Raw genomic sequence first — 23,461 nt, 5'->3', positions numbered from 1 at the left:
TTCTTTATGAATCAGGGAAAAAACAAAAAACCATAGAAATTTCTATGGTTTTATGCTATATTTTGTCGTGTGGAATTATTTTACACCTTGCGTTACCATTCTGTTGGAAATAACGGAATAGATACATCCGGTAGTTTTCAGATTAACCGTAATGGTTCCGGGAACAGATCTGTAAGCAGTATCACCGTACGGTTCAATAATTTTTCCGTTAGAATCCTTTACCGTTCTTCCTTTTATCGAGTAAGTCATGGTAGCAGTTCCCGTAAATCCGCTGGAAGGGGTGAAGGTAACAATCCCGTTAGATTTATTATAGGTCCATGTTCCCTGTGGCGTTACTTTCCTTCGGTACAGGGTAAGGTCTGTATCACTTGTTTTTGTAAAACTGAATGTGGAATAATCAATATTCGTATTACTGCCGGTAGGCGGTGTCGTTATGCTGATAGGGCCTTTGTAGGCAATATCATTACTGAAAACCGGAATATTGACCGGCTGAAATTTACAGGTTGAAGCCACATCATTATTGCTTACAGCCGAATACGGAAGGGTAAGCTTTACATTTCTGATAATATGCTGCTGGAAAGCGCCTCCTGTTGCTGCGGCAAAACCAAGTTTCAAAACAGAAGGTACCGTTGCATTCAGCGTATGGTTTGTTGCTGTTCCTTCCGTATCCGAAGTATTAAAATCACTCGTCTGAGGATTGGCATTTTCAGTATAAGGTATCGAGGTTTTGTAATGATAATAATTAATTACGTTAATGGGGGTGCCGTTTTGGGTTGTCTGGATATCCACTTTGATGTCAAACCCGTCCGTTGTCGTAGGGCTTGTAAAATGCGGAATCAGATCAAGATATACCTTCCTGAATTCTCCGGCATTGTTTCTCAGATCAAATGTGGACGCAAGTGTGTTTGAAGTCGCGGCATAGCTTCTGTCTGTCTGAAGAATTCTTCCCACTGTCCCCGAATTGCTTAAGGTAGTTCTGGTGGCCAGAACCGGATATCCTGTGAATCCTGCCCCTAGCCCTGTGGTATTGATGGCTGCGCCTCTGGCTCCCCTTAAAGTCACATGGCTGGCTGCCTGGCTCCAGGTTACTCCGGATATCCCGTTTATCCTGGATTCTCCCTGAAAACGCTTGGATTTAAAATTCCCGAACTCATCCAGGGCAATACCAAGATAAGCTCCTGACAGACCTTGTCTTCTTTGAGAGGCATAGGTGTCTTTCGTTCTGTTGTAGGAATATCCTATCCCGGCACCCGGGGCACCGATTGTAGGACTGGTAACGGCTCCATCATAAAGAAAGAATGATAAACCGTCTCCATACGTACCTCCCAGTGCGGTTCCGTTTTTCATGTCATATTCAAATTCAACGTGCAGCCCGTTTACCGAAGTAAAGGTTCTTCCGTTGATAAACAAACCTCCGAACTGGCCTGAACTGGCGGGAGTAAGCTGTACCCCTGTAGCGGTATGCGACGCATTTCCCTGTATCGTAAGCTCCGATGCCGATGAAGCATTCATCAGCGAACTTGAATAGGAATAAAAGCCGTAAATACTGGCCACTTCAGTGCTGTCTGTCTGTGCATACGCAAAATGGGTAAGCAGGGTGAAAACCAGGCTCATCAGAGACAGCCCTTTATAATTATTTTTCATGGCTGCTTATTTTACAACAAATACAATGTTGATGAATGACGCTGATGTAGCATTAGATAGCACATCGTAATTCAATACACCGGTGTTGCTGATGCTGTTGATTTTGAAAACAGCAGCATCATAACCCGTTACATAATAATGCAGGTCCGTTGCATTCGGAAAGAATGGAATAGAAGCCGGAGCAGATGCACTTCTTGCATTTGCCGGTACATTCGAGAACTGGTTTTTATACAGGGTGTATAAGTCTTTTGTCTGTCCTGTTGCAGTCGTTGTTGTGTCAAAAACTACACTCGGCATGTAGAAAAACTTAGCTACATACGGAGAAAGACATACCCAGTCCGGTGCTGCAGGTGTTCCCACATTCTGGCTGATACATTTCTTGTTCGTGTCAAAAATAACAAGTCCGGTAGCCGGATTGGTGACTGATGAAAGATTGCTGACTCTTGGTAAAAGAATTCCTTTTGAGGTACTTGTAATGTCTAAAATGGAACTTTGGTCAGGTGTAGTTGTGTTTATACCAACCTGAGCGGTAATGGAACAAAAAGCCATCACCAAAATTAAGGTAATAATTCTGTACATTTCGAAATAATTTTTTTTGTGTGTTTGTTCTATTAACAAAATTCCTGCCAACAGAAAATTAATTGTTAAATATGTGTCTTTTATTTATTTTATAATATAATCAGTGATTTTTAATAGCTTATTATCTTATATAATTTTTTATTGTGTTTAAATTCATCATGCAGTGATTTGTATAGGTGTGTTTTGTGGGTTTTTGGTAGTGAATATCGTGTTTTGTGTTTGTTTAAATGTATTGTGTTTTTATTAATTATTATCCATAAATAAAAATATTATTAATTTATATTTTTAATAAAAAAATAATATATGTAGTAAATTTCAAACAAATGTAATTAAAAATTTGATAAAATTATACTTAAAATGCCTGTCAAAGGCGCTTGATTCACTGTTTAGGGAGTGGATGCTTTGTATTCTACGTGATAACGTACGTTTAAGAGAAAAATAATTATTGATGCCTAAATGTTAAAATTTGTTAAATTTTTTTTACCCTTTATTTTCCTGTGCTTTTTGATCTTTTTGGATGATTAAACCTTGTGAATCAATATTTTTTCTGTAAAAAGTCCGGTAGAATTTGAAAATCAAGGCCACAATAAATAGCTGTGGCCTTGAGAATATGTTGTTTTATTGTCCGAGATATACGAACATATAAGCCGAAAGGTATTTTGGCTGCAGGTTCAATGGGGTATTTGATCCTCCGGTAGATACAGAAAATGTATGGGAGTGGTCTCCTGCAGAGGATGTGGTAGAAGTGTTCGAATCGTTATCCACAACCGTTCTGGTGCTTCCCCCTTCTGCACTGGCTGTTACACCACTTGCCCTGTCATTATAAGTGTGGTTGTGACTTCCGGCACTTACTGTGGTGGCATTATAGGTAACATTCGGAAGATTAGCCTGGGCAAGAGTTACGCTTGTGCTTCCACCGGTTGTTCCCAGGGTTTCAGATCCAGATCTGGATTTTAGATATCGGTCTGTGCTGTCAGGCAACGTTGTAGAAAACCCGAGTGCTGTAGCTCTGGCCTGTACAGCTGCAGGAAGCGTAGAAATGGCTCTTCCGTTAAGCAGATACCAGCCGTCATGATCCGGAGCAGTGCTGCTGTATTTGATGTCACCCGTGTTGGGAAGCTGTACTTCCAGTCTGCTCCAGGAAGTCCCGTCATTATAATAAAATCCCGGCGTTACTCCTGTTAATGCTGTAGTCGTTGTGTTCGTGTTGTATACGGTCATTCCCGCAATGTGGCTGGGAAGCGGGCTTGCATTGTTTGTGGCGGTAAGGGCTACCTTCGGCATCAAAAGTCCTTTGTTTTGATCTTTTGAATACAATTCCAGAACGGCCTGCGTATTGGGTACAGGAGTCGGGGAGGTACCGGCTGTAATAAGAACCTGTGCATTCAAACCATTGAAAGCAGCAAGCAGCAATATGATATAATTGATTTTTTTCATTTTGTTGTTTTTATTTTCCTAAATAGATGAAATACTGCACCACCATATGTTTAGGGTACTGGGCAATAGGCGTACTGCTTCCTCCGCTGGCTACGGAAAAAGTATGGTTGTGGTTTCCGGCGGTACCGGTTGTTCTGGTTTCTGTGTTAATGGTTCTTGTAGCAGAAAGACTTCCCGCATTAAAATTCCAGTAATTAACTCCCCTGTTGGTATAGCTGTGCGTGTGGGCTCCGTTTGTGCTGGTATTGCCGGTGAATGTAAGATTCGGAAGATTGGCCTGGGAAAGGGTGTATGAGTTGGTTCCTCCGGTTGCAGCTACTGCTTCGGATGTATTTTTCCCTTTTAAGATCCTGTCAGCTGTATTGGGCAATGCAGTTGAAAAACCTAGTGTGGATGCGTTCGTTTGTGCCAAAGCTGGCAGAGTGGATGTATTTCTTCCGTTCATCAGATACCATCCTTCGTGATCAGTACTGACCATACTTGATTTGATGTCTCCGATCTTTGGAATATTTGTGTTGATGGACATCAGGACCCATTTGGTTCCGTCATTGTAATAGAGGCCGGGAATGACATTATTAGGTGCTGTTCCGGCTGTAGCGGTGTTGTATACCCATATACCTTCCGTGTGGGCGGTAAGCGGGCTTGCAGACTGCGTGGAGGTCAATGAAATGGTATTCATTAGAAATCCTTTATTACTGCTGTTTAGTTCTAGCACTGCAGAATTGGATGGATTTGGAGTCCCTATACCAACCTGAGACCTTACAATCGAAAAAAATAAAATTCCGATCAATGTGTTTACATAATTTTTCTTCATAATCAGCTTCCTAAATAAATGAATACGTTAGTGATAATGTTGTTCGGAACAAGGTTGACAGGCTGGCTGCTTCCTCCCAGAGAAAAAGACAGGGTATGTGTATGGGCTCCTGAGTTTTCGGTATTCGTGTCGATGCTTGCTGTATTGGAAATAGGGTTATTATTTCCACTAACTACAGATGCCACCGTTGTTGGGTTATCCGTATACGTATGGGAATGGTTTCCTGTCGTATTTGTTGTTCCTGAAAATGTGAAATTCGGAAGATTGGCCTGGCTGAGTGTGAAAGAATTCACTCCTGCAGCAGTACCGGGGCTGTCCGGTCCGTTGGTGTTCTTTAAATACCGGTCTGAAGCATCTGGAAGATTGGTACTGAAGCCTAATGCAGCAGCTCTGGCCCGTGGGTTTGCTGCTAATGTGGTTACAGCTCTTCCGTTCAGAAGATACCAGCCATTATGATCAGCACTTTGGAATCCGTTTTTAATATCTCCGGTCTGCGGAGTTTTGGTGGTCATTTTAATCCATCGGGTTCCGTCGTTGTAATATAGCCCAGGGGTTACATTGTTGGGAGAAGTTCCGGCCGTAGCGATGTTGAACACAATCATTCCCGCAGTGTGGGAAGTCATCGGTGCTGCGTTGTTCGTCGCCTGCAGGGCCACTCTTGTCAGCAGAAAACCTTTATTGTTTGCTGCACTTTCAAGATGCAGAACACTTTCCATATTAACAGCGCCTGATGAATTTGAGATTTTAACCTGTGCATTTGTGCTTAGAGTAGGATATAACAGCAATATAAGCAATATATTACCGCCTAATATTTTTCTCATAAAGTGAAGTTTGAAATAATTTTTTACAAATATATTGAATTTTAATTTATAATATTGCCTGATAATCAATGATATAGGGTTTTATTTTCACTGTTTAGAGAATAAGGAATTCATATTTTCTGTATTGATGGTGTTTGGCTGAATAATGATTTTTGTAAACGGCAGATTAAAATTTTATTAAAATTTTTTTTTAACAAAAAAAACACGCTTAAAAAGCGTGTTTTGTGGTACTATACTGAGTTTATTATTAGCGGATTCTACGCCTCGCAAGCAGAGCATGTCACAAAGTTGACCATCATTTCTTTGGAAACGGAAGAACTTCTTTGGTAGTAAAGGGTTTTTACTCCTTTTTTCCATGCTTCAATATAAAGATAGTTCACATCTTTCACAGGCATCGTAGAAGGAATCTGTAAGTTCAGCGACTGAGCCTGATCAATGTATTGCTGTCTCTGAGCCGCCTGAGAGATAATTTCCATTGGAGAAATCTCTTTAAATGTTTTGAATACTGCTTTCTCCTCGTCTGTAAGCTCTTTCAGGTGCTGTACGGAACCGTGGTTCAGCATAATTGTTCTCCAGGTTTCCTCGTTATCAAGGCCTTTTTCTTCCAGTAATTTAGCCAGGTATTTGTTCTTACGCATAAAGTTTCCTTTAGCAAGACCGGCTTTATAATAGTTGGACGCAAACGGCTCAATTCCCGGAGAAGTCTGTCCTAAGATGGCAGAACTTGAAGTGGTAGGAGCAATCGCCATGGTTGTGGTATTTCTCAGTCCATACCCTTTTAGTAATTCCGGCTCTCCATAGATATTGGCAAGCTCTCTTGAAGCGGTTTCTGCCTGTTCTTTGATGTGTCTGAAAGCTCTTGCATTGAACTGGGTTGCTTCAAAGCTTTCAAATGGAATCATATTTTTCTGTAAATAAGAATGGTATCCTAAAACTCCCAGTCCAAGCGCTCTGTGACGCAAAGCGAAGTTTCTGGCTCCCTGCAGGTAGTAATTTCCTTCAGTTTTTTCTATGAATTCCGTTAAAACGGCATCCAGAAAGTAAACGGCCAGTTTTACAGCGTCAGTATCTTTCCATTCGTCATATAATTCCAGGTTCATGGAAGACAGACAGCAGATAAAAGATTCTTCTCTTGTGGAAGGAAGCATGATCTCGGAGCAAAGGTTACTCGCATTGACAGGCATTCCAAGGTCTTTGTACACCTGAGGCTTGTTTCTGTTTACATTGTCGGTAAAGAAAATATAAGGAAGACCTTTCTGCTGGCGGCTTTCAAGCACTCTGGCCCAGATCTTACGTTTGTCCATATCCCCATCAATCATATCCTGCATCCAGTAATCAGGAACGCAGATTCCGGTAAACAGGTTCTGGATCGGGCTTCCGATATCTTTAATAGATAGGAATTCTTCGATATCACCATGGTCAATATCCAAATAAGCAGCAAAAGCACCTCTTCTTACTCCCCCCTGAGAAACTACATCCATAGCCGTATCGAATAATTTCATGAACGAAACCGCTCCTGAAGATTTTCCGTTATCGGTTACGGCTGTTCCCCTGTTTCTAAGTTCTCCGAAATATCCTGATGTTCCGCCACCGATCTTCGTCTGCATAATCACTTCACCCATTTTGTGGGTAATTCCTTCAATGCTGTCCGGGATGTGTACGTTGAAACAGGAAATAGGAAGACCTCTTTGGGTTCCCATATTAGCCCATACAGGAGATGAGAAACTGATCCATCCTTTGGTGATCATTTCTTTGAAAGCGGGCTGTAATTCCGGCTTGTATAATTTTTTTGCTGCGGCGGTAGTAATCCTGTCGATGGCTCCGTCTACAGTTTCCCCTTTCAGCAGGTAGCCTCTGTTCAGCATCTGCTCAGACTCTTCATTGAGCCACCATATATTTGAATTTTGCTCTTCCATAGATGTTATATTTTCGAATTCCGGAGCTGTGTTTATACTCCGGAATTTTGTTGCTTTTATATTGATTGTAATATTTCCACTTTGTGCGTGCCGTTCAGCCCGCTTTCGTCTCTTAGCCGTTGAAATTCTTTAAAAGACGGTACATTTAAAACCTCATGCTGAACCTCTTCGTTGATGTAATTTGAATAATGTAAAAAGGTAACGCCGTCTTCCTTCAGATACACCTTATATTCAAATGTTTCCTGATCAAGGTTTTTAAAATCATCCAGAAACGTTTGGATATGGGTTTTGTTTTCTGAAACGTATTCGGGTTTTACGGTGTAGGTTACAATTACATTAATCATATTTATATTTTATGTACGATCTTTTAGATAATGAAGTAAACAGTCAAGATTAGTATTCTTGTTTTCAATTAAAAAATTTAAATAATCTTCTTCATCTAAGTCTTCTAAAAAACCATTATATTTTTTCCTATAAAGATCTTCGATGCTTAGCGTATCATGAATTGAGTCAATTTTATGGACTTCCCAGCCTTTTTTTTCAAATTCTTGTATCCTGATTTCCTTCTCTTTTTTATAATTTTTATAGATGATTTCTATTCCAATTCTTGAGAAAGGGTTTCCGAAGTTTATAAAGCTATTTCCAATTGGGTAGAAAGGAAATAACCAGACTCCAACACTTTTTATTTCTGAAAATACATCCCTTTGAGGTTTATCTAAAACGCTAATCCAATCTTCATGCTGAAATGAAAGTTTTTTCGAACCATTCATTGAAGAATTATGAAAATCCTGTTCATAACCCTTTCTGATTTTTTTAAAATTAACTTCCATGTCTGTTTCCATTAAAACAAATCGTTCGCTGTAATACTCTTGTCGTGCTTCGTATAATCTACCGGTCTTTTAGCGAAGAAATCATCCATGGAGTTCGCGAACACTTCTTCTTCGAACCATACCATCGGGCGGTATTGTTCAGGAGAAACATTGTAGCGGGTTTCCATATTGATTTTCTTTAAGCTGTCGTCTACACGGTATTTCATGAAGTTCAGAAGGTCTTCTTTTGAGAAAACGCTTAATTCTCCAAGTTCGAAGATCCAGTCAAGGATTTCACCCTCCAGTTCAATAGACTGATCTACCAAAGTATAGATGTCTTCAATATCAGAATCGCTCAGGAGGCCAGGCTGTTCTTCACGGATTTTGTTGATCAGGTAGATTCCTGCATTGGCGTGGATCTGTTCATCTACGGAAGTCCAGGCGATGATATTGGAAACATTTTTCATAAATCCTTTGAATCTGGTGAAGGAAAGGATGATGGCAAACTGTGAGAAAAGTGATACGTTTTCAATCAGGATGCTGAACAATAAAAGAGAAGAAACGTATTCCTTTGGCGTAGTGGAATTGGCGTGCTTCAGAACATTTGACAGGAAGTCAATTCTCTTTTTCACGGCAGGAATTTCTACAACGTGATTAAATTCTTCATTATATCCTAAAACCTCTAACAGTCGGGAATAAGCTTCCGAGTGGCGGAATTCACATTCTGCAAAAGTAGCTCCAAGCCCGTTAAGTTCAGGTTTTGGCAGGTGGTTGTATAGGTTTCCCCAGAATGTCTTTACGGACACCTCGATCTGTGCAATCGCTAAAAGTGCGTTTTTCACAGCATGTTTTTCGTGTGGTTCCAGCTGCGAATGAAAATCCTGAACATCTGCAGTAAAATCCACTTCCGAGTGTACCCAGAACGATTTGTTGATCGCTTCTACAAACTGAAGAACCTCAGGGTATTCAAATGGCTTGTAACTGACTCTTTTATCGAAAATTCCCATATTAAAATATCTTTAAAATTAAATAATTGGCATCACTGTGGATAACTTTGAAGCAATGCTTAACTTCTTGTATGTTTGGTATTTACATTGGAAACATATTCACATTGGTGAGTGTCGGTTTCTTGTAAAGAACTAATGACAAAGTTCGAAAAAAAGAAACGATTTTGAAAGGGGTAAATACTAATTGGCTGAGTTTTAACCTTAAAAGTTTTCCACATTTACATGAAACCAGCACGAATAATGGCTTACGAGGCGTTATTGGTAAAAAATAAATGAAAAATTACAGTTACAGTTAAACGGTTTAATGTAATGTACTTTAAATAAAGCATTAATGTGTTAAACAATAAAATATTCGAATAAATTCCCGTTCTTGTAACAAATTGAAATTATCATCTACTTATTGGGTATAAAACAAGCATCACTTCATGTTAGTAATTCAGGATTTACATAAATCATACGATACAGGAAAAAGCAAGCTGCATGTTCTGAAAGGGATTAATCTTAATATCTCTGAAGGCGAGTTTGTTTCTATTATGGGAAGTTCCGGTTCCGGAAAATCCACGCTTCTTAATATCATCGGTATTCTGGATGAAAAAGATTCGGGCACTTATGAGCTGGACAATGTTCCTATTGAACATTTGTCTGAAGTGAAAGCAGCGGAATACAGGAGTAAATTTCTGGGTTTTATTTTTCAGTCGTTCAACCTGATCAGCTACAAAACCGCTTTGGAGAATGTAGCGTTGCCGTTGTACTACCAGAATGTTCCCAGAAAAGAAAGAAACCAGAAAGCTCTGGAATACCTGGAAAAAGTGGGTCTTGGACAATGGGCAGGACACCTTCCGAACGAACTTTCCGGGGGACAGAAACAGAGGGTAGCCATCGCAAGAGCTTTGATTACTGATCCTAAAGTAGTACTGGCCGATGAGCCTACCGGAGCGCTGGATTCCAAAACCACGCATGATATTATGAAACTTCTTCAGGAAATCAATAATGAAGGAAGAACCATCATTGTCGTTACCCACGAACCGGATGTGGCTGCACAAACCAAAAGAAATGTTGTCCTGAAAGACGGAATCATTGAAAGTGATGAGTTTATCAAGCAGGTGGTTTTATGATCGAGTGAATGGTGAATGGTCAGTTTTGCTTCGCAAGTGAATTTTTAATTCATTGCGAATGTTGAAAAGCCAATTTTAAAATAAAATTATCGATAACACACACAAATGAAAATGGAAAAAAAGTATTCATGTTTTTAAATCTGAACCATTATAAACTAGATGTTTATCAATCGGCCAGGCAGTTAAGAATTGAATGTTATAAAATTTTATCTGAGATTCCTGATTGTGAGAGATTTAATCTGACTGATCAGATACGGAGAGCTTCAACATCAGTTGTGCTAAATATAACAGAAGGATGTTCCAGAAAATCAGAAACTGAGAGGAATAGATATTTTGAAATAGCAAGAGGCTCAGTGATAGAATTGGATTCTTGTTTTGATATAGTGATAGATTGTAATTACATCAAAAAAGAAGAATTAGTAAAAATTGAAAACTTAATTAAGACAACATTTATCTTGCTAAGTGGAATGTTGAAAAAGAAATAAAATGTAATTGGAATAATGATGAATAGTGAATTGTCGATAGTGAATTTTAAAAATTGAAAAATTTTTAATTAATACAAAATTGACCACGAAGTTAATTGATTTCGAAGAAAATTCACAACGCAGTTAATTGACTTTTTACAAAGTAAAAAAATAAAAACTATGTTTGACCTAGATCGTTGGCAGGAAATATTCAGTTCTATCCGCAGTAATGTATTGCGGACGGTGCTTTCAGGGTTTACGGTAGCTTTGGGACTGTTTATCTTTATTGTTCTTTTCGGAATCGGAACGGGTCTTCAGAATGCCTTTACAGAGGGATTTGCCAGAGATGCGCAGAACCTGATCACGATCTATACCGGTAAAACCACACTGGCTTATAAAGGGCTTCAGTCCGACAGAACCGTCACGATGGATAATGAAGACTATGATTTTCTGATCAATACGGATAAAGATAAAGTAGGCGACGCCAGCCCAAGATATACCACCAATTTAATGGTGAAATACGGAAAAGAAAGTGGGAGTTACCAGATCAACGGGGCAGAACCGGGAGAAAAAGTGATAGAAAACCGTAAAATGCTTGATGGACGCTACCTTTCATCCATGGACCTTGCCCAAAAAAGGAATGTAGCGGTGATTGGAAGAATGGTTCAGCGTGACCTGATCAAAAACGGAAGTCCGGTTGGAAAAGACCTGGATATTAACGGCACCATGTTCAGAGTAATCGGTGTATTTTCTGATGATGGCGGGGACTGGGATGAACGGCATATTTCCGTTCCCATTACCACCCTTCAGCAAATGAAAAAAGGCTCGGATACGGTATCTACGGCATATATTGCCTATAACGAGAAACTAACGCCTCAGGAAGCCATTAAATATGGTGACGAGCTTAAAGACAGATTAAAAGCCAGGAAAAATGTAGCGCCTGATGATGAAAACGGGGTCCGTGTATGGAACAATGCCCAGAATATGAACGAAACCTTCCAGTTTATGGCGGTGCTTACCCTGATTGTGGGTTTCATTGGATTGGGAACCCTGCTGGCCGGGATCATTGGGATCAGCAACATCATGGTGTATATTGTAAAAGAAAGAACCAAGGAGATTGGAGTCCGTAAAGCTATTGGAGCTAAACCAAGAAGTATTGTTGCATTGATTGTACAGGAAAGTGTCGTGATAACGGTGGTTTCAGGTATTATTGGAGTGGCAGTGGGAGTTCTTGCGCTGAGTCTGATCGGTGACAGTCTTGAAGAATATTTTATCAAAAGCCCGGGTGTAGGATGGGGAACCATATTTATGGCCTTCATAGCGCTGGTATGTTCCGGTCTGATTGCAGGATTTGTTCCGGCGTACAGAGCTTCCAGAATTAAACCGATAGAGGCGTTGAGAACGGAATGATGAGGAGTGAAAGAGCGAAAAGGTAAAAGGGCGAATTTGCAAATAAGCAAAAAGGCTAATTTGCTGATACAGGGTCATTAAGCGATTTTGCTGTTTCGCGATTTTGCATTTTAGCCTTTAAAGATTAATACATAATAAATACTCAAAGAAGTGAATATTATATTTAAAAAAGATACTTGGCAGGAAATTTATTATTCACTGAGGAATAATAAGCTTCGGACGTTCCTTACCATGATTGGTGTAGGCTGGGGAATGTTTTTGTATGTAAGTCTTCTTGGAGCGGCCAAAGGAATGGAAAACGGTTTTGATAAATTGTTTTCCGGATTTGCAACCAACTCTATTTTTCTTTGGGCCCAGAAAACCTCTATTCCGTATGACGGATTCCCTAAAGGACGGGAAGTTCACCTGAATTTATCAGATATGGACATGCTGAAAAGAAAAGTTAACGGCATAGATTATATCTCGCCGCAGAATGCCAGGGGAAGCTTCACCGGAACACCGGGAGAATCCATGTCAAGGAATGGTAAAAGCGGGACGTACTCGCTTACCGGAGATTACTCGGTAGGAAATAAAATTTCTGAAAAGAAACTTATTTTCGGGCGTTACATCAATGATGCCGACGTAATGGGAAATAAGAACGTGGCAGTAATAGGGGAAGAGATTTACAAGAACTTTTTCGATGCCAAGAAAAAAGAAAATCCGGTTGGAAAGCAGGTGAATATAAAAGGATTGTTTTTTAATGTGATCGGCGTTTTCAGAGTGAAGAAAGGCGGCGGTTTTGAAAATGACCGTACGGCATTTATTCCACTTTCAACCTACACAAAAATGTATAATGCGGGGGAGCAGATCGATATGTTTGCCATCGTAAGTAAACCTAATGTGAATGTGGGTGGAGTAGAAGAAACTGTAAAGCAGGTGCTTAAAAAGAAAAATAAAGTGTCTCCTGAAGATACCAATGCCTTCGGAAGTTTTAACCTGGGAAAGGAATTTAAAAAGCTCACGGGCTTTCTGACCGGAATGCAGCTTTTAACCATTATTGTAGGTACTCTGACTATTCTTGCAGGTGTTATTGCCATCTCGAATATCCTTCTGATCACCGTAAAAGAAAGAACCAAAGAAATCGGAATCCGGAGAGCTTTAGGAGCAAAACCTGCTGAAGTAAGAAATCAGATCCTTCTTGAAAGTGTTGTGATTACGCTTTCCTCGGGAATTCTCGGATTTATGTGCGGAATTTTTGTTCTGATCATATTAAATATAGTAACGCAGAACCAGGATGAATTTCCGTTCTATAACCCAACGGTGAACTATGGAAATGTATTCGGAGCCATGGCAGTGATGGTAATTCTCGGTTTGATTATCGGAATGATTCCGGCACAGCGGGCCGTGAAGATACGGCCTATTGAAGCACTTAGATCGGAGTGATGATGTACTGATGTGGCAATGCGTTAATTTGAAAATAAAATAACTTGAAAACTGAAAATGATGACAGGATTTGTAATGATTAAATTCTTAAATCTTTAAATCATTGAATTAATAGTAAAAATAAACTAGATATATGAAAAAGAAATTCACTTGGAAAAAAGCCATTTATATTGTACTGGGGCTTTTATTTGCAGTGGCGTTGTTCTCCGGGATCGGGTATCTCGTGAAATCAAATTCTAAACAGAGTGAAGCTTTCCTGACCAGAAAACCAAGCTACCAGAACATGGAAGACAAAGTAATGGCTACCGGAAAGATCATTCCAAAAGAAGAGATCGAGATCAAACCGAATATTGCAGGAATCATTGATAAAATCCTGGTAGATGAAGGAGATAAAGTGACAGCAGGACAGCTGATTGCTACTGTGAGAATTATCCCTAATATTGCTGATGTCAACAATGCTCAGCAGGAAGTAGTGAATTCCCAGCTGCAGATCAGCAATGCTAAAATGAATGTGGATAATATGCAGAAGCAGTTTGCCATGCAGGATAAACTGTACAAGCAGGGCGTAATTTCCAAGCAGGAGTATTTAAACTCGCAGCAACAGTTGTTTTCTCAGCAGCAGAACCTTAAGAATGCCAATCAGCAGCTGATTACCGCTCAAAAAAGATTACAGATTGTAAAAACCGGTGCTACTCCTGAATTACAGGGGTTGGCAACCACTCAGATCCGTTCCAAAGCAGCAGGTACCGTTCTTGAAGTTCCTGTAAAAGTGGGGAGCCAGGTAATTGAGGCTAACTCATTCAATGCAGGAACTACGATCTGTTCTATTGCAGACCTTAATTCACTGATCTTCCAGGGAGAAATTGATGAAGCCCAGGCTGGAAAACTGAAGCAGGGGATGGATATGAAAATCGTAATCGGTGCCCTTCAGAATAAAACATTTCCCGGAAAGCTAACGATGATTGCTCCCAAAGGAAAAGATAATCTGGGAACCATTAAATTCCCTGTGGAAGGGGATGTCAATAACCCGAATAATGAATACATCAGAGCAGGATTCTCTGCCAACGGGGAAATTGTCCTGAAATCTGAAAAAAATGCTTTGCTTTTAGACGAATCTCTGATCCAGTATGAAAAGAAAAACGGAAAAGACACTCCTTTTGTAGAAGTGAAACAGGCTGACGGAAAATTCAAAAAAGTCTATGTGAAACTTGGAGCCAGCGACGGGATCAACGTACAAATCCTTTCCGGATTGACCAAAGACTCTGAAGTGAAAGTTTGGAACCCTTCCGATAAAGACAAGGAAGAGCTTAAAGAAAAGAAAAAATAGTAAACGATCACTATATATTTTAACTGTGAAATCCTGGGGAATTTTTCTCGGGATTTTTTTTGGTTAAATAGCGGGCATTCAATAACCGGAATAGCTGATTTTTCTAAAACTAATTGATAAATTTGCTAATAAAGACAAAACCATGTGCAGGTATAGCGGAAAAATATATAAATCCCATTACGTTTGTTTCAGATGTAGGAAATCATTTAAACAGGCGAGTACTGATGATATCCTTTTAAGGATTAAAAAAGAAAAGATCTATCATGAATCAGATGGACAGGTGGTAGAGGTTGGGAATGTTTTTTCAAAATCTAAAAATGAAGAATTGCTTGTCTTGAGAAAGAAAATAGATTCAAGAGAGATCAAATGTCCTGAATGTGGAAATTTAATGGCAGATTTGGGAAAAGATTTTAAAGCCCCAAAGAAAACAGCTGTTAAAGAATGGGAAATTACAGAAGGTCTTTTTAGAATTGGAAAATGTTTTTATAGTTGTGGTTGTAACGGAATTGGTTACATTCCTCAAAACCCTAATGATTTTGAACACTATCTGAAAAATATCTTGAAAGACTATGAAAACTCTTTAGTAAAATGTCAAAATAAGACAAAGGAAGAGCTTCCCGAAAAGGAAGAATACCTCACTTACTGGGCAGAAAAAATTTCTAATATCAAAGCAGAAATGGTGCTTCAAAAGATTAATCTGGTTTAAAAATTCTAACCATGAAGAAAAACTACCTCATTCTTTTCTTCTTTATAGCCGCAAAATTTATTCTGCAGTATTCCCTGATCAGCCCGGAATATGAGCTACACAGGGACGAATACCTGCATCTGGACCAGGGGAATCATCTGGCGTGGGGATATCTTTCCGTCCCGCCTGTGAATTCATGGTTGGCATGGACCATTAAAATATTAGGAGGATCCGTATTTTGGGTTAAATTTTTTCCGGCGCTGTTTGGGGCTTTAACCATTGTTGCTGTATGGAAAATCGTTGAAGAGCTTGATGGGAATTTATATGCTAAAATTCTGGCTTCAACCGGAATTCTACTTTCTGTGCTTCTCCGGGTGAATATGCTTTTTCAGCCGACATCCCTGGAGATCCTGCTTTGGACACTGATTTATTACGCTCTGATCCGGTATTTTAATTCCGAAAAAATAAAATGGCTCTACATAGCCGCTATCTTCTTCGGACTTGGCTTTCTGAACAAATACAATATTGCTTTTTCCGTGTTGGGGATTATTCCGGCTATTTTGCTGACAAAGCAAAGAAAGATATTTCTTCAGCCTCATCTTTACGGTGCAGGATTCCTGGCGCTGATGATTATACTTCCCAACTTGCTGTGGCAGTACCATAATCATTTTCCGGTTGTTCATCATATGAAAGAACTTACCGAACGGCAGCTGGTACATGTTGACCGTTTTGATTTTTTTAAATCGCAGATCCTTTTTTTCATCGGTTCAGTTCTGGTGGTCATCGCCGGATTGTATGCATTCCTGTTTTATAAGACTTTTGAGAAGTTCAGGTTTTTATTCTGGGCTTATGTAATCACGATCGTTCTGTTTGTATTTTTTAAAGCTAAAGATTATTATGCCATTGGACTTTATCCTGTTTTAATAGCCGGCGGAGCAGTGTTTCTGGAACATGTTTTTGGCAAAGACCGGAGGAAATTGCTTAAACCTGTATTCATCTTAATCCCTGTATTGCTTTTTTTACCCCTGTATCAGGTGGCTTTTCCAAACAAAAGTCCTGAGTATATCACCACCCATCACGCGAAGTATAAAGAAATGGGGCTGCTTCGCTGGGAAGACGGAAAAGATCATTCATTGCCTCAGGATTTTGCCGATATGCAGGGCTGGAAAGAGCTTGCCCGCAAGGTAGATAAGGAATATTCACAATTGTCGGAATCCGGAAATACGCTCGTGCTTTGTGATAATTACGGGCAGGCCGGGGCCATCAATTACTATTCAAGAAAAGGGATACGGGCGGTGTCCTTTAATGCAGATTATATCAACTGGTTCAATCTTGAAAAAAAGTATGATCATCTTATCAGGGTCAAAGAATCGTTTTCAAGCAGGGATGAATTAAAAGAAACATCTGCTTATTTTGAAAGTTCAGAAGCAGCAGATTCTATTGTTAATCAATATGCCCGCGAAAAAGGAACTACCATCTTCAGCTTCCGGAAAGCAAAAATTGATATAAGAAAAAAGCTGCAGGATGAAATTGATGAAGAAAAAAGTAAATATTAAATACTACAGCTCAAAATCTGATCAAAAAATGTAATCTTATGACAGAATTCTTCAGTAAAAGTGGTAGTTTCAATGAGTTATTCCTGTTTATCATTAATCCTGATAGAAAATATTAATGCAACAATGTTTCTTTAATAGTTTTTTGTGTTAACTTTGTAAAGCGAAAAGGCGAAAAGGCGAAAAGGCGAAAAGGCGAATTAGCTGATTTGCTGATTTGCAAATTCGCTAGACAGGAACTATTAACTATTAGAAATGAAAAACTACGACGTTATTATTATAGGAGGGAGCTATGCCGGATTATCCGCAGGAATGGCTTTGGGTAGATCATTAAGAAATATTCTGATCATCGACAGTGGAAAACCATGCAACAGACAGACTCTGCATTCCCATAATTTCATTACACACGACGGAAAAACACCGAAAGAAATTTCAGATCTGGCCCGTGAACAGGTCGCTGCATACCCTACTGTGAACTTTCATGAAGACATCGTTACCCGACTGAAAAAAACAGAAGGTGGTTTTGAAGCTGAAACAGCAACAGGCGAAAAGTTCAGTGCCAAGAAACTTATCCTGGCTTCGGGAGTGAAAGACAAGATGCCGGATATTCCGGGGTTTGCGGACTGCTGGGGAATTTCGGTGCTGCATTGCCCGTATTGCCACGGCTATGAGGTGAGAAATGAAGTGACGGGAATTCTTTCAGATGGTGATATGGCCTACGACTTTACGAAACTGGTCTATAATTTAACGAAGGATCTGTTTTTATTTACCAATGGAAAATCAATTCTTTCAAAAGAGCAGAAAGATAAGCTGGCACAAAATAACATTAGCCTGATTGAAGATGAAGTTGAAAAAATAGAGCATGAAAACGGGAATATAAGGAAAATTATTTTTAAAACCGGAAAAGAGATTTCCTTAAAAGCACTATATGCTAAAATCCCTTTTGAACAGAATATCAATGCTGAAAAAGATCTTGGCTGTGAGCTCACGGAACAGGGTTTCATTAAAGTTGATTTTATGCAGAAGACCAATATTCCGGGAGTTTTTGCGGGTGGAGACAATGTAACGATGATGAGATCGGTTGCTACCGCAATTGCGCAGGGTAATTTCACCGGAGCTGTGGTCAATAAAGAACTGTCAGAAGAAGAATTTTAATTTCATATTTAATTTATATTGCAAATTGGTGGAGTCCCTGCAGAAATTTCTGTGGGGATTTTTATTTTCCAAACCCGTCTGCAAAAAATTACTTTATTTTGAATTACGACAGTTCGGAAATAAGTAAAACACTCTTGGTTATTCTAATATAAAGAAGTTGAACGTAATTCTTTGTATTTCCTTGTACTTTATAGATAGACGGTTTTATGAAATCTAAGCGTTAAAATCATCCTTTGTCATAAAGAAATCTTACGATAAATTCCGTACATTTGGAGTGAAAAATTTCAAAAACTAAAAGTAAAATGGACATTATTTTCGACCTGATTGAAAAAGAAAGACAAAGACAAGCCCATGGATTAGAGCTTATTGCGTCAGAAAACTTCGTTTCTGAAAACGTAATGAAAGCAATGGGAAGTGTGCTGACCAACAAATATGCTGAAGGATATCCCGGAAAGAGGTATTACGGAGGTTGTGAAGTAGTAGATGAGGTTGAAACATTAGCCATAGACAGGGCAAAAGAACTTTTCGGTGTTGATTATGTCAACGTGCAGCCGCATTCAGGTTCCCAGGCTAATGCTGCCGTTTATCTTGCGGTTTTGAAACCTGGTGACAAAATTATGGGAATGGACCTTTCTATGGGAGGGCACCTTACTCACGGATCAGGAGTGAATTTCTCCGGAATCCAGTATCAGGTGGTATCTTATGGGGTGGAAAAAGAAACTGGTCTTATCGATTACAACCAGATGAGAGAAGTGGCTTTAAGAGAAAGACCGAAAATGCTGATTGCAGGTTTTTCTGCCTATTCAAGAGACTTGGATTATGCCAAATACAGAGAGATTGCTGATGAGATCGGGGCAACACTTTGGGCGGATATAGCTCACCCGGCCGGTCTGGTAGCAAAAGGATTGCTAAACTCTCCGTTTGAACACTGCCATGTAGTAACCACTACCACTCATAAAACATTAAGAGGTCCTAGAGGAGGAATGATCATGATGGGGAAAGATTTCGAAAATACATATGGGCATAAAACTCCAAAAGGAGAAACCAAGATGATGAGCCAGGTACTGGATGGAGCTGTTTTCCCGGGAATTCAGGGAGGTCCTCTGGAGCACGTTATTGCCGGTAAAGCGGTAGCGTTTGCTGAAGCACTGGACGGTCAGTTTGAAACCTATGCCAAGCAGGTGAGAGCCAATGCCCAGGCGCTATCAAAAGCGATGATCGACAGAGGTTTCGATATTGTAAGCGGAGGAACAGACAACCATTTAATGCTGGTAGACCTCAGAAATAAAAATGTAAACGGAAAAGAAACAGAAAAGGCTTTGGTGCTGGCGGATATTACCTGCAACAAAAACATGGTTCCTTTTGATGATAAATCGCCGTTTACGACTTCCGGTATCAGATTAGGAACTGCTGCCATTACTACCAGAGGTCTTAAAGAAAATGATATGGATACGATTGCAGGACTGATCTCTGAGGTTGTTGACAATATCAAAAACGAAGAAGTGATCTCTTCTGTGAGAAAGAAAGTTAATGAACTGATGGAAGGCAGAGCGTTATTCAACTATTAATTGTATTTAAAACATCATAATAAAGAATGGGCATCCTGTCCATTCTTTTTTATATCTGATTATGGAGAAAAAATCTTTTACTTTTGATGAAATTAAGCTGAAACTGGTGAATTACTGTGTTTATCAGGACCGCTGCCATGCAGAAGTGGAGCAGAAAATGCGCGAGTTTTTACTGATTGATGAAGCAAAGGATGAAATCATCCTGTACCTGCTTAAGGAGAATTATCTGAACGAGGAAAGATTTACAAGAAGTTATATCAGGGGAAAGTTCTACATCAAGCATTGGGGAAGAAATAAAATCAGAATACATCTGAAGCAGAAACAGATTTCCGACAAACTGATCAGCAGCTGCTTTGATGAAATAGATGAAGAGGATTATGAGAAAATGATCAGAAAGATCTTTGATGATTACTATTCAAGGCAAAATGGTTTGAAAGAATATCAAAAAAAATCCAAAACAATTAAATATTTAATGAGCAGAGGTTTTGAATATGAAAAAATAAATGATACTTTTGGAGAAACATAAGCAGATAATTGAAAAAAGAAAAGATTTGGCTATCGCCCCCTCACATGGGAGGGAACGAGCTGAGATACGTACACCAGGCACTGGATACCAACTGGATTTCACAATATGGTTCTAATATAGATGAGTTTGAGAACAGCCTCGAAAATTATTTTGGAAGCAGCTCTCATGTCACCGCTCTGTCTTCCGGTACTGCAGCTATTCATCTGGCGCTACGGATGCTGAATGTGGAGAAAGGGGATTTTGTCATTTGTCAGTCTTTTACTTTTGTGGCTACAGCCAATCCAGTCCTTTATCTGAATGCCGTGCCAGTATTTGTAGACAGCGAAAGCCAAACCTGGAATATGTGTCCTGAGGCACTGGAAGATGCTGTTAAATATTGTATTCAGCAGGGGAAAAAGCCTAAAGCAATTATTGTAGTATTATCCTACGGAATGCCTTTTATGGTGGAAGAAATATTCCAGATCTCAAAAAAATATGAAATCCCGGTTATTGAAGACAGTGCTGAAGCATTGGGAAGCAGATACAAGGACCGCTTATGCGGAACTTTTGGAGATTTTTCTGTGATAAGTTTTAATGGAAACAAGATTATTACCACCGGAGGAGGAGGAGCTTTGATTTCCAGAAATGCTGAAGATAAGGTCAGGGCTCTTTTTTTGTCTACACAGGCTAAAGATGATATGGAATTTTACGGCCATTCAGAAATAGGCTATAACTACAGGATGGATAATGTAGCTGCCGGAATAGGAAGAGGACAGATGGATACACTGGAGGAAAAAATCATGCAGCGGAGACAAAATCATGATTTTTATCAGGAAGCAGTGAAAAATATTGAAGATATTGAACTGTTTTCCGAACCTGATAGTAATTTCTTTTCTAATTACTGGCTCAATACAATTATCCTGAAAAATGGTTTGTCTAAAGAAAATTTAAAGGCCAGATTTTCACAGGAGAACATAGAAACCAGATACCTATGGAAACCCATGCACCTTCAGCCACTGTTTCAGGGATATAAGTTCTTTGGTAATAATTTATCTGGTACACTTTTTGAAACAGGACTGTGCCTGCCGTCCGGAACCAATTTAACAGATGAACACAGAAGCAGGATTTCGGAGGTGCTACAAAGTAAAATTCACTAAATTTTGTTTTAAATTGAGCGTAGATAAAATTTTATTTTAATTTTGTACCCGGCTTATTATTAATATAAATGAAAATCGGGTTTGTGCCCTTTTAAATATGAACATATATACAGACAATGTACAGCTCTCTTAGAAAAAAAATATTTGGAGGTGATAATGTTGTCAATCTCTCAGACGTAAGATACCTTCCCAGATGGATAATACTTGTAATAGACATTATTATTCTGGCCATGTCTTTGTTTCTTTCTACCTATACTATTGAAAAAATTACCCAGAAAGAGTTTATTTATCACGAAGATAAAAGCATTGTTTTTGCGTTTATTATTTTGGTCAATAGCGTTTTTATGTATTTGTTCAAAACGTATGCGGGGATAATCAGACATTCAACATTTATTGACCTTTTTAAGCTGCTGATATCATGCTTCTGTACCATGGCTGTAGTGGGGATCGTTAACCTGATCTATTTCTGGATTACCGGAGGTAAGTTTATCTTAACGCCATTCCTTATTTTATACTTCATTATTTCTTTCATGGGGCTGTTTCTTTTCAGGCTTTACGTGAAAGAATTCTTCCATATTGTGCGGGAATACAGGAGAAGTACACTGAAAAAAAGGATTCTGGTACTGGGTATTGATGAGCAGTCTATTGCCATAGCACGTGCTATATTGGACAATCCAAGCCTTCCTTATCAGGTAGTAGGTTTTCTTACCCAAAGGACGGATTCCAAAAGAGCCTCTTTACTGGGAAAACCTATCTACGAGAAAAGAAGAATAGAAGAAGCTACAAAAGATGATCTTATCATTGATGGGGTTATTATTGTTAAAGAAATGATGTCTAAGGATGAAATGAATTCATGGGTGAATTTATTTTTAGAAAAAGACCTGAATATCTTCAAAGCACCTTCCGTTCAAAAATTAAGAGACAGTGATTTGGGTGGTGCTATAAGAAACCTTCAGATTGAAGACCTTCTTAACAGAAAGCCTATAAAAATTGAAAATGAAGAGGTAAAAAGCAGACATTACAATAAAAATATACTGGTAACGGGCGGAGCCGGTTCTATCGGTAGCGAAATTGTAAGACAGGTAGCGCAATTTAATCCTGCACTAATTGTTGTTTTAGACCAGGCAGAAACACCGTTGTACGATATCGAGCTTGAAGTCAAGGAGAAATTCCCACATATCAGGTTTAAATTTGTTTTAGCGGATGTCTCCAATATATATAGAATAGAGCCTCTGTTTCAAACCTATAATTTCTCAATGGTATACCATGCGGCGGCATACAAACATGTTCCACTGGTAGAAGAAAACCCGAATGAAGCCATTCGCGTCAATGTGTTAGGGTCAAAAAACATCGCAGTTTTATCAAGCCGTTATAAAGTGAACAGATTTGTCATGATTTCTACAGATAAAGCTGTAAATCCTACAAATGTTATGGGCGCTTCCAAAAGGGCTGCCGAATTATTTGTTCAGTCTTTACAGCATGTTGAAGGAAATACCACCAAATTTATTACCACAAGATTTGGAAATGTATTGGGATCAAACGGTTCCGTAATTCCACACTTTAAAAGGCAAATCGAAGCAGGAGGACCTGTGACGATTACCCATCCGGATATTGTGAGATACTTCATGACTATCCCGGAAGCCTGTGAGCTTGTTTTACAGGCAGGAACCATGGGACATGGAGGGGAGATCTTTGTATTCGATATGGGAGAACCCGTAAAAATCCTGGATCTGGCCAGAAGAATGATCAAATTATCCGGTTTTGAACCTAATATAGATATAAAAATCATCTATACCGGATTAAGACCGGGAGAGAAGCTTTACGAAGAATTATTAAGTGATAATGCCAAAACGCTTCCTACCCATAACGAAAAGATTATGATTTCCAAAGATCCAACCATGGAATTCCTGGAAATAGAAAATCTTATCAACCTAATTACAGATGCTTCTGTAATGGAAGACAAAGTAAATGTAGTGAAGCTTTTGAAAACAATTGTTCCGGAATTTAAGAGTAATAATTCGGTCTATGAACAATTAGATAAATAGATAAATTATAAATGTATATTTGTACAAT

21 protein-coding genes are annotated in these 23,461 nt (G+C 39.1%); 12 read left to right on the top strand and 9 right to left on the bottom strand.

Features of this window, described 5'->3' with window-relative positions; all coding sequences use genetic code 11:
- Nucleotides 1-75 precede the first annotated feature (75 nt).
- The 9 genes from B7E04_RS20250 to B7E04_RS20210 all read right to left on the bottom strand — a co-directional run bounded on the left by B7E04_RS20250 (nucleotide 76) and on the right by B7E04_RS20210 (nucleotide 9,027).
- Nucleotides 76-1,644, bottom strand: coding sequence for a hypothetical protein (locus tag B7E04_RS20250; RefSeq protein ID WP_080780340.1), 1,569 nt, complete (start codon nucleotides 1,642-1,644; stop codon nucleotides 76-78).
- A gap of 6 nt (nucleotides 1,645-1,650) precedes the next feature.
- Nucleotides 1,651-2,223 (bottom strand): hypothetical protein, encoded by a 573-nt coding sequence (locus B7E04_RS20245; RefSeq protein WP_080780757.1) that lies wholly within the window; start codon nucleotides 2,221-2,223, stop codon nucleotides 1,651-1,653.
- A 618-nt stretch (nucleotides 2,224-2,841) separates the two neighbouring features.
- Entirely contained in the window at nucleotides 2,842-3,660 is an 819-nt protein-coding gene (locus B7E04_RS20240; protein WP_080780339.1) for a hypothetical protein, read from the bottom strand.
- 10 nt (nucleotides 3,661-3,670) lie between these two features.
- On the bottom strand, nucleotides 3,671-4,474 hold the full coding sequence (locus B7E04_RS20235; RefSeq protein ID WP_080780338.1) for a hypothetical protein: 804 nt from the start codon (nucleotides 4,472-4,474) through the stop codon (nucleotides 3,671-3,673).
- Nucleotides 4,475-4,476: 2 nt separating this feature from the next.
- Nucleotides 4,477-5,295, bottom strand: coding sequence for a hypothetical protein (locus B7E04_RS20230; RefSeq protein ID WP_080780337.1), 819 nt, complete (start codon nucleotides 5,293-5,295; stop codon nucleotides 4,477-4,479).
- Between the two features lie 257 nt (nucleotides 5,296-5,552).
- A complete protein-coding gene (locus B7E04_RS20225) occupies nucleotides 5,553-7,220 on the bottom strand; it encodes a ribonucleoside-diphosphate reductase subunit alpha (RefSeq protein ID WP_262484673.1) in 1,668 nt (555 codons plus the stop codon).
- A 47-nt stretch (nucleotides 7,221-7,267) separates the two neighbouring features.
- Nucleotides 7,268-7,555, bottom strand: coding sequence for a hypothetical protein (locus B7E04_RS20220; protein ID WP_080780335.1), 288 nt, complete (start codon nucleotides 7,553-7,555; stop codon nucleotides 7,268-7,270).
- 9 nt (nucleotides 7,556-7,564) lie between these two features.
- A complete protein-coding gene (locus B7E04_RS20215; RefSeq protein WP_080780334.1) occupies nucleotides 7,565-8,053 on the bottom strand; it encodes a hypothetical protein in 489 nt (162 codons plus the stop codon).
- Entirely contained in the window at nucleotides 8,053-9,027 is a 975-nt protein-coding gene (locus B7E04_RS20210) for a ribonucleotide-diphosphate reductase subunit beta (protein WP_080780333.1), read from the bottom strand. Before B7E04_RS20210 ends, B7E04_RS20215 begins: the two co-directional genes overlap by 1 nt.
- Nucleotides 9,028-9,452: 425 nt before the next feature.
- Between B7E04_RS20210 and B7E04_RS20205 the strand changes: the two genes are divergently transcribed.
- The 12 genes from B7E04_RS20205 to B7E04_RS20150 all read left to right on the top strand — a co-directional run bounded on the left by B7E04_RS20205 (nucleotide 9,453) and on the right by B7E04_RS20150 (nucleotide 23,433).
- Nucleotides 9,453-10,142: an ABC transporter ATP-binding protein gene (locus B7E04_RS20205; protein WP_080780332.1), complete on the top strand. Its 690-nt coding sequence runs from the start codon at nucleotides 9,453-9,455 to the stop codon at nucleotides 10,140-10,142.
- A gap of 128 nt (nucleotides 10,143-10,270) precedes the next feature.
- Nucleotides 10,271-10,627, top strand: coding sequence for a four helix bundle protein (locus tag B7E04_RS20200; RefSeq protein WP_080780331.1), 357 nt, complete (start codon nucleotides 10,271-10,273; stop codon nucleotides 10,625-10,627).
- Nucleotides 10,628-10,786: 159 nt separating this feature from the next.
- Nucleotides 10,787-12,016: an ABC transporter permease gene (locus B7E04_RS20195; RefSeq protein WP_080780330.1), complete on the top strand. Its 1,230-nt coding sequence runs from the start codon at nucleotides 10,787-10,789 to the stop codon at nucleotides 12,014-12,016.
- A 150-nt stretch (nucleotides 12,017-12,166) separates the two neighbouring features.
- On the top strand, nucleotides 12,167-13,438 hold the full coding sequence (locus B7E04_RS20190; protein WP_080780329.1) for an ABC transporter permease: 1,272 nt from the start codon (nucleotides 12,167-12,169) through the stop codon (nucleotides 13,436-13,438).
- A 133-nt stretch (nucleotides 13,439-13,571) separates the two neighbouring features.
- Nucleotides 13,572-14,765: an efflux RND transporter periplasmic adaptor subunit gene (locus B7E04_RS20185; RefSeq protein ID WP_080780328.1), complete on the top strand. Its 1,194-nt coding sequence runs from the start codon at nucleotides 13,572-13,574 to the stop codon at nucleotides 14,763-14,765.
- Between the two features lie 334 nt (nucleotides 14,766-15,099).
- The gene (locus tag B7E04_RS20180) at nucleotides 15,100-15,471 is read left to right on the top strand and encodes a hypothetical protein (protein WP_139785458.1); all 372 of its coding nucleotides are present in this window, start codon (nucleotides 15,100-15,102) and stop codon (nucleotides 15,469-15,471) included.
- Nucleotides 15,472-15,482: 11 nt separating this feature from the next.
- Complete coding sequence (locus B7E04_RS20175) at nucleotides 15,483-17,006, top strand: glycosyltransferase family 39 protein (RefSeq protein WP_080780326.1); 1,524 nt, start codon at nucleotides 15,483-15,485, stop codon at nucleotides 17,004-17,006.
- A 252-nt stretch (nucleotides 17,007-17,258) separates the two neighbouring features.
- On the top strand, nucleotides 17,259-18,158 hold the full coding sequence (locus B7E04_RS20170; protein ID WP_080780325.1) for an NAD(P)/FAD-dependent oxidoreductase: 900 nt from the start codon (nucleotides 17,259-17,261) through the stop codon (nucleotides 18,156-18,158).
- Nucleotides 18,159-18,460: 302 nt separating this feature from the next.
- Nucleotides 18,461-19,726: a serine hydroxymethyltransferase gene (glyA, locus tag B7E04_RS20165; RefSeq protein WP_062649377.1), complete on the top strand. Its 1,266-nt coding sequence runs from the start codon at nucleotides 18,461-18,463 to the stop codon at nucleotides 19,724-19,726.
- A gap of 61 nt (nucleotides 19,727-19,787) precedes the next feature.
- Nucleotides 19,788-20,252 carry a regulatory protein RecX gene (locus B7E04_RS20160; RefSeq protein WP_080780324.1) on the top strand — a complete coding sequence of 155 codons (465 nt, stop codon included), beginning with the start codon at nucleotides 19,788-19,790 and terminating at the stop codon, nucleotides 20,250-20,252.
- Between the two features lie 8 nt (nucleotides 20,253-20,260).
- Complete coding sequence (locus B7E04_RS20155) at nucleotides 20,261-21,388, top strand: DegT/DnrJ/EryC1/StrS family aminotransferase (RefSeq protein WP_228439999.1); 1,128 nt, start codon at nucleotides 20,261-20,263, stop codon at nucleotides 21,386-21,388.
- Nucleotides 21,389-21,504: 116 nt separating this feature from the next.
- Nucleotides 21,505-23,433, top strand: coding sequence for a polysaccharide biosynthesis protein (locus B7E04_RS20150; RefSeq protein WP_080780322.1), 1,929 nt, complete (start codon nucleotides 21,505-21,507; stop codon nucleotides 23,431-23,433).
- The last annotated feature ends 28 nt before the right edge of the window (nucleotides 23,434-23,461 follow it).

Source organism: Chryseobacterium phocaeense, assembly GCF_900169075.1.
GTDB classification, from domain to species: Bacteria; Bacteroidota; Bacteroidia; order Flavobacteriales; family Weeksellaceae; genus Chryseobacterium; species Chryseobacterium phocaeense.
Note: the sequence above shows the minus strand (reverse complement) of the source record. Positions and strands in the feature narration are given on the sequence as shown.